The sequence below is a fragment of the Desulfonatronospira sp. genome, from assembly GCA_003563255.1.
Lineage (GTDB): Bacteria > Desulfobacterota > Desulfovibrionia > Desulfovibrionales > Desulfonatronovibrionaceae > Desulfonatronospira.
This window is the reverse complement of record PWSL01000274.1, coordinates 1-8,294: the sequence shown is the minus strand read 5'-3', so window position 1 is coordinate 8,294 and position 8,294 is coordinate 1. Positions and strand designations below refer to the sequence as shown.

General features: G+C 50.8%; 5 protein-coding genes. All 5 read left to right on the top strand.

The genetic code is table 11. From position 1 onward, the window contains the following. Positions 1 to 243: 243 nt before the first annotated feature. The 5 genes from QZP87_RS07940 to QZP87_RS07920 all read left to right on the top strand — a co-directional run bounded on the left by QZP87_RS07940 (position 244) and on the right by QZP87_RS07920 (position 7,972). Positions 244 to 1,707, top strand: coding sequence for an ATP-binding protein (locus QZP87_RS07940; RefSeq protein ID WP_291322384.1), 1,464 nt, complete (start codon positions 244 to 246; stop codon positions 1,705 to 1,707). A 28-nt stretch (positions 1,708 to 1,735) separates the two neighbouring features. After that, entirely contained in the window at positions 1,736 to 3,139 is a 1,404-nt protein-coding gene (locus QZP87_RS07935; RefSeq protein ID WP_291322383.1) for a sigma-54 dependent transcriptional regulator, read from the top strand. 402 nt (positions 3,140 to 3,541) lie between these two features. Then, positions 3,542 to 3,964, top strand: coding sequence for a DUF4168 domain-containing protein (locus QZP87_RS07930; protein WP_291322382.1), 423 nt, complete (start codon positions 3,542 to 3,544; stop codon positions 3,962 to 3,964). 20 nt (positions 3,965 to 3,984) lie between these two features. Further along, positions 3,985 to 4,200, top strand: coding sequence for a hypothetical protein (locus tag QZP87_RS07925; protein ID WP_291322381.1), 216 nt, complete (start codon positions 3,985 to 3,987; stop codon positions 4,198 to 4,200). 628 nt (positions 4,201 to 4,828) lie between these two features. Further along, the gene (locus tag QZP87_RS07920; protein ID WP_291322380.1) at positions 4,829 to 7,972 is read left to right on the top strand and encodes a hypothetical protein; all 3,144 of its coding nucleotides are present in this window, start codon (positions 4,829 to 4,831) and stop codon (positions 7,970 to 7,972) included. Positions 7,973 to 8,294 lie beyond the last annotated feature (322 nt).

The following is an 8,294-nucleotide window of genomic DNA, read 5'->3' as shown; positions in this document are numbered from 1 at the left end:
GTGGCTCCAGCCACATTTTGAAGAAGCGGCTGGAGCCGCAAGAACTAAACGTTCCCAGGCTGGAGCCTGGGAACAAGAGCAAATACCCTCAAATTTGTAAGTACCTGATTTTATTGTTAATACGATTCTAGTTGCTTAGAAGTTTGCGGGCAAAGTCCACGTTAAAAATTTTGCTGCAGTGTTTGTTGAACGCGGTGTGTATATTTGACACATGCGCAATTATTGATTAAAGATGGTGAAGTCATGCGAAAAAAAATGAAATCCATTTCCAGGCTCTTCAGCCTGAGGCTTGCACTCGTGGTGTATGTGGTCATCCCTCTGGCCCTGATTCTGGCAGTGACAGGGTCTCTCATCCTTAATGCCCTGGAAAAACAGGTGGAACAACAAATGCAAAACGATCTGGCACTGGTGGCCCGTTCCATCCAGCTGCCTCTCAGTCATGCCCTGGAGCGTGACCGGGAGGGCAGCATGCTCCAGGCGCTGGAGTCAGCCTTTGCCATTGGAAGGGTTTACAGCGCGAATGTTTATGACAAGGACGGCCAGGAGATAGCCTCTGCCGGGAGAACCGATCCAGAACCTGAAAAGGACAAGCTGACCGAACTGGCTGCGGAGGGGGAAAGGCGGGGGGAATACGGTCGTGTAGCCGGACGTGAGGTTTACTCTTATTTTGTACCCCTGACGGATTCCGGGGGGCGCATCAACGGTCTACTGCAGCTCACCCGGCGTGAAAGCGATCTCCAGGAAGATATCAAATCCATCAGAACAAAAGGAGTCATGGGGCTTGCTGTAGCCATGATATTAATGAGCGGACTGGTTCTGTACGGTCATTACAAAGCCCTTGGAAAATACTTTACCCGACTGACCCACAGCATGTCCAGAGTGGCTGAAGGAGAAAGAAGGCACCGCTTCAAGCCTCAGGGTCCCATGGAGATTGTCACTATTGGTGAACGCTTCAATTTTATGCTGGACAGTATTGAAAAAGCCGAAAACGAGATCCAGCAGCGCCGGCAATTCCAGGAAGAACTGCAGACAAGGCTCAGACAGGCAGAAAAACTGGCCGCCCTGGGACAATTGGCTGCAGGGGTGGCTCACGAACTTGGAACCCCTCTGAGCGTCATCAGCGGAAAAGCCCAAAGGGCTCAGAGGAACAAACAGCTGCCCCATGAACTTACATACACCATGCGGGAAATACGCCAGGAAGTTGTCCGTATGGAAAATATCATCAGACAGCTCCTGGACTTCAGTCGACGCAACGAGCAACAGAAAAGGGACGTCACCATGAAGCAACTGGCCCACTCCGCATTGGCTTCAGCCAGAGAAGAAGCCAGAGATACAGGGTGTAAATTCTATATTGAAGAGCCGCAAACAGATACCAGCATACAGGTCGAACCAACCAGGATTGAGCAGGCCCTGGTCAACCTTTTGAAAAATGCCGTTCAATCCCGAACAAACGCCGGTGTACGTCTAAGCTGGGGAGTATCCGGTGACTGGGCCTGGTTTCAGGTGGACGACAATGGTCCAGGGATTTCCAGTGAGATAGAATCCAAGCTGTTTGAACCCTTCTTTACCACCAAAAATGTAGGCGTAGGCACTGGACTGGGACTGGCAGTAGTGCACGGAATCGTCGAAGAGCACAACGGAAGCATTGAAGTCGGCAAAAGCGATATGGGGGGCGCCCGCTTTGCTATTAACCTGCCTCGCCGATGAAAATAACCAGAAGAAAGCAGAGGATTGCATGAATATCCAGGTAGAGATAAAGGACAGCAAAGTTCTAATTGTGGAAGACGATAAAGGTTTGGGTCAACTGCTCACCGAAGAAGTCCAGGACAACGGAATGGAAGCCCTGTGGTGCTCCAGCGCGGAAGAAGCCCTGAATATGCTGAACTCCTGGAACCCGGACCTTGTTGTCAGCGATCTCAGGTTGCCTGGGATGGATGGCCTGCAGTTTTTGCAGGTAGTCCGGGACTCTTTTCCTGACAATCAACCTGATTTTCTCATTATTACTGCATTTGGAACCATCTCCAAGGCGGTTGAGACTCTCAAGGCCGGGGCTGAAGACTTTCTGACCAAGCCCCTGGACCTGGATCATTTTATGCTTACTCTGGAAAGAGTGCTTCGAAATCGAGCCCTTCGCCTGGAAGTCATGCAGATTAAAAGCCTACTCAACACTGACAGCTTTCATGACATGTATGGGCAGAGCCGAAGCATGCGCTTTCTATTCGATCAGATATCCAGGGTGGCTGATGCTGACGGACCGGTGCTTGTCCTGGGGGAATCAGGCACAGGTAAAGAACTGGTTGCCAGGGCCATTCACGCTGAAAGCAAGCGCGCCAAGCAGCCTTTTCTGGCAGTCAACTGCGCTGGAATACCTGAACATCTCCTGGAAAGCGAATTTTTCGGCCACAAGGCCGGGGCTTTTACCGGTGCCAGTAAAACAAGACAGGGTCTTTTTGCAGAGGCACATAAAGGCACTCTGCTCCTTGACGAAATCTCTGAAATGCCTCTTTTCATGCAGGCCAAGCTCCTGCGCCTTCTGCAGGACGGCAAAGTCCGCCCGGTGGGCGGGAACGTTGAGGAGCAGGTGGATGTACGTATCCTGGCCGCAACCCACAGGGATCTTGAAGAAGAGGTCCGGGAAGGCCATTTCAGAGAGGATCTTTTTTACCGCCTGGAGACTTTTACCCTGAGGGTCCCCCCGTTAAGGGAGCGCGAAAGCGACCTGGAACTCCTGGCAGAACGTCTGTTGCGCCGGTTCTGCGTCCAGACCGGAAAAAAGATTCAGGGGTTTTCAGAACAGGCCCTTCAGGTGCTGGAAAACTATCATTTCCCCGGCAATGTAAGAGAACTTCAAAATGCTGTTGAAAGAGCCGTAACCTTTTGTGACGGCAGCGAAATACTTCCCAGGCACCTGCCCGCCCGTATCAGGGACACCCGCAAGGTTGCACAGGAGAACATTTCCGGGCAAATATCCCAGGCCATGTTTCAGGATAAAAGCCTGCCTCCCCTCTGCGAAGTGGAGCAGCGTTATATACAGCACGTACTGGACAAAGTCGGCGGCAACAAGCGCAGGGCTGCTTCCATCCTGGGCATCGGGCGGCGTACTCTTTACCGCAGACTGGGAGAAGAGGTGAACGGATAACGCCAGTATTTTTCTGCAAAATCGTCTCATGTGCCATATATGCACACAAGCTCCCTGCATGCCTGACACATATCATCAAGCCCTGATCTGCCGAAAAAGCCTCTCATCCATTGACTGAAGCCATGCCAGCCAGTTCAGTGAAAAACTGGTACACCATTTGCTGATATCCTGCCAGGTATTTTTCTACTGCATAACACTACAGCGAAACTTATTAATTGACCTCCGGGGATAGGCACCCCCGCACTTATTTTTAAAATGCCTTCAAACATCCTTCAGAAAAATAGGTGCTGGGGTGCCTGTCCCCAATTGAGACAGGTTATAAAAATATTATAAGTTTCGCTGTAGTGATAACAAATGCAGCTTAACAACCATTTTATCTAATCTATCTATTTGGAGGGTTAAATGTTTAGCACAAAGAGTTCTATTGTTTTCAGTCTGGCTGTAGCGTTTTTACTGGTTATTGCTTTCGGATTCAAGGTTCAGGCACAGCAGCAATACCAGCAGGAAGGTCAGCAGCAGCAATACCAGCAGGACATGATGCAGCAGCAGGCCCCTGATGTTGATGTCAGCGATGCCGAGCTGGACAAGGTGGCAGATGCCTACGAAGCTGTGACCCAGGTGCGCGAAAGGTTTCAGCAGGAGCTGGGCGAAGTTTCCGACCCCGAAAGGGCCCAGGAGCTGCAGCAGCAGGCCGGCGAGGAGATGGTAGAGGCAGTTGAAGCTCAAGGCCTGGACGTTCAGACTTACAACCAGGTCATGGAAGCAGCGCAGGTGGATGAAGAGCTGAGAAATAAACTTCTGGAAAGACTTGAAGGGATGCATTAATTGCAGGAGGTTTTGAGCTGATGTGGCTTAAAGGCATTTTATTTTCATTGACTGCATTACTGGTGCTGGGTTTTTCCATGGGTTGCGAGCCTGAAAATGAGTATATGGAAGAACCCGGAATCCCTGAAGGCTTTGAAGAACAGACTCCTCCTGAGTATGGGGAACCGCCGGAGGGTTATGAACAGCCCGGGGCGGAAGATCCCTATGGTGAACCAGGCGAAGAGTCGGTTTTTTAAGCGCATACTTAAGGTTAAAGCACAACCTGATATTAAAGGTCCTCCCTCGGGAGGGCCTTTTTTTTTGTATCTGTTCAGCGCTTTGCATGTGGCACGGGGACTGGCTCTCCCCGCACTTATTTTTCTGAAGGATGTGTGACGCCATTATAAAAATAAGTGCGGGGGTGCCTGTCCCCTGCTTTCTATAAAAGCGCTGAACAGATAGTTTTTTGATATCAGGCTCAGGTTTCAGACCGGTACAGCCATTGAGGCTTGACAAATGAGCAGATTATGGTTGTGAATAAACTATCAACCTTTGGGGTGGACAAAAGAAATCTTTTCTTATCACTACAGCGACACTTTGTGTTAATTATTCCTTGGCCACCGGGGACAGGCACCCCCGCACTTATTTTTCTGAAGGATGTTTGACGGCATTTTAAAAATAAGTACGGGGTGAGCCAGTCCCCTTCGAGTTCACTTTGTGTTAATTATTCCTCGGCCACCGGGGACAGGCACCTCCGCACTTATTATTCTGAAAGATGTTTAACGGCATTTTAAAAATAAGTACGGGGTGAGCCAGTCCCCTTCGAGTTCAAATAAAGTGTCGATGTAGTGTTATTTGGGTGGCGGGCACAACCCGCGTTACAATATGGATATCCAGAATAATATAGACAAGAACTCTGAGACAAGGTCCTCCATGAACTGTCCGGACCAGGAAAATGTCTCCAGGCTTTTTTTCGACAAAAGCGACCATGACCTCTTGCGTATGGTGAACGAGGTCTACACCCGAAAGGCCCACCATGAACATAAAAGGTTGCTGGCCCCGCACCTGCACCCCCACGGCATCAAGGAAATGGCCGCTCCCAGGGCACAGCGCATCGCCTATTCTGTAATCCAGCTTCTTGGATCTCTGGAAGGGGGAGAACGTCAGGACAGAATCAGCGCCCTGGTCTCTCTGCGCGACGAAGTACTGTATACTTCTCATGGCCCCATGCGGATAAACACAGCCAGGGTCCTGGTGGAAATCATGAAAAACCTGGTGCGCAGCTACGGCGACTGTAGACGTCAGCTTGAACTGGCCAGGGATTTTGCCATGGTTTCCCTGGGCAAGCCCAGGCAGGTCCGGGCGGAACTCAAAAAGTATCACCTCCTGGAGATGCCGGAAGAATGGAACCAGGTGGCTTTTGACGAGCATGTGCACGATGTCAACACTACCGGAAGAAAATCCCCTACTCACCTGGTAATGGACGCATGGATCAAGGGCATTCGCAGGCTCACGGTGATTCATTACAACCATGTGCCCACTGAGGCGGCTGAAGAACTCCTGGAAGCAGCTTCCATCATGGACATCAAGGTCACGGTCGGCATTGAGTTCACTGTGAAGTTGAGGGGCAAGCCCGTCCGCATAGTCTGGGTTCCCAGAGGATTTAGCGACTCCAGGGGATTTATCGAGTTTCTGCGCACTCCGCGCATCAAGGAGTTCATGGACCAGGGGCGTGAAGTCTCCAATCTCAACAAAGCATACGTACTGGGGCTTCTGCACTCCTTCAACCGCAACCACCTGCCGGAAGTCAACAGGCAACTGGGCATAGACCTGCCTCAATTAAACGAAAAGGACTTTCTGAACTCCGTTGGCCAGGGCCAGGTCTCTGTGCACCACCTGGGTAAATATATCCATGAACTTATTGGACAGCACCTTATAAAATCACGTCCATATGGCGGTTCCCTGGAAGACAGCGGCCCTTCTGTGGAAGATACAGGGCCGGTTCAGCAACCAGACCTGTACGATATAATTGAAAATTATCTGCGCGGTTCCCAGAACCCGGATGTCCCGGATATATTCGAAAGCGAGAATCCACCGGAAATCTTGACCCTGACCCCGGCGGAACTGGCTGAAAAGCTCAAGGGCCTGCACGCCAACTCAAATATCACCCTCAACCTCTGCGACCTCAGGGTAGAGGATGTCATTGAGATACTTTTCGACTGCAAGGGTATGATCACCCATCTGGAAATTTTGAATCTCAAGAACCAGGTGCTGGGAAGAGAGCATGACAAGGAGAGAATAATCAACCTGCAGAACGCCATCAATGCGGGAAACGTCATCAAGCTCAAAAAATACTTAAGCGAACTTGTGCAGGAAGCTGAAAATAAGCAGACCCTGGACGCATCCAGGCGGGACAAGCTGGTGGAAATCCTCTGCGACATTTCAGCACTGCAATTATTTTATAAAGAACGTCCCTTGTATGGATGCATCGGATCTGATTCCACCGGACGGTCCGGAAGGGTGTATGGCATGGGCCTGGTTCTTGCCGAATCACTGCCTAAAAGCGCCCGCAGACAGCTCATGAGCCGGCACAACCAGACGCATCAGAGAATGGAAGTGGGTATAAAGTCCCTTACTCAGGATACCTACCTTCCTAAAAACCGCTACAATTTACTGACAATCGGCATTTCCAGGCTTCTGAAAAAGTTGCCTCTTATCAACAGGCTTGAATACAAGAGAGTCAGGGAATGGGTGATCCAGGACTATTACAGCCTGTCTCCGGAAAAAAGCAATATCTTCAGCCTGGGGGGAGTACAGTCAACCGAAGACGATAATTTCGCAGACCAAAGCAACGGTACCGGCAGCAGCAAGGGCCTTTCCTCGCTGAAGTATCTCAACACCCGAATAAAGATCGCCTCCAAGATAGGCATTGGGTTTATCCCCGCATTCCTTACTTTTCTTATCACCCACGAGTGGTGGATACTTATGTATTTCGGGGCCGTCATCTGGTTCGGCATCACCGGGGTGCGAAACGTAATCCAGTCTGTTCTTGGGTGCGGGGGGATCAACAGACCTTCTCTGGCCAAGTGGAGCACTTTTGTCAGCTGGGACCGCTTTGCGGATTCCCTCATGTATACAGGGTTTTCTGTTCCCCTGCTGGATTATTTACTCAAGACTCTCATACTTGACCAGGGATTCGGGGCCACTGTGGCCACTCACCCGGTAATAGTATATACCACCATATCCCTGGTAAACGGCATGTATCTTTCCACCCACAACTATTTCCGGGGTCTGCCCCGGGCCGCGGTCATCGGCAATTTCTTCCGGAGTCTGCTGGCCATCCCCCTGGCTCTGGGCTTCAACTGGGCAGCCGGAGGGATACTGGCTTTTATGGGTGTAGCAGCCGTGGACCGCATCCTGCAGCAGTGGGCAGCCATAATATCCAAGCTGGCCTCGGACACTGTGGCCGGCATCATCGAGGGATTCGCGGACAGGGCCCTGTATATCCGGCGCAGGATCATGGATTACCGGCGCAAAATGCAGCATCTTTTCGACACCTACGCCCAGCTGGAAATGCTTTTTCCCATGGATGACGTACTGGACCTCTTGGAGTCCACCCGGGAGCTCATGCTGACCATTGAGTATGAAAAAAGGGACATGGTCAATATAATCATAGTGAATGCATTGGATCTGATGTACTTCTGGATGTATCAGCCCCGGGCCAAGGGTGTACTGAAACTTCTTTTGAGGCAGATGACCAGGGAAGAGCGCAAGGTCTTTCTTCTCTCACAGCATGTTCTTTTCAGGCAGAAAAGAATCAGCAGACTGATGGTGGATGGACTGGTGGGCAGAAACTTTGCAAAGGCTTTGTCCTTTTACCTGGCTTACTGGCGGCAGTACCTGGAGGAAATCGAGTACCAGGCCAATAAGTATCCGCCGGTACAGGACGGCAGGCACAAATATTCCATGCTGGAAAGTCTCTACAATCCTGCTGCAGGGCATATCAGCCGATCTCAAGACTCAGAGTAGGGCCTCAGGCAATGCTGATCTTTCTGGCCGGCTTCAGAAACTGGTTTTTGTAATCATTCAGGGGGGCAGATACCGGCCCGGGGGCAGATGCCGGCCGCACCATTGAGAACCTCCTGAACGGTTACCTGTATTTCGAGGATTGCTATTTCTGAAAGGTTATTTTAATCTACTGATTATCTAGCACTACAGCGATACTTTATGTGTATCTGTTTAGCGCTTTGGATGTGGCAGGGGGACTGGCTCTTCCGGGACCCACTTGTCCCAGAAAATGAGTCATTTTGAGCACAAATTGATGCTCAAGTGGGTCCCGGAGTGCCTGTCC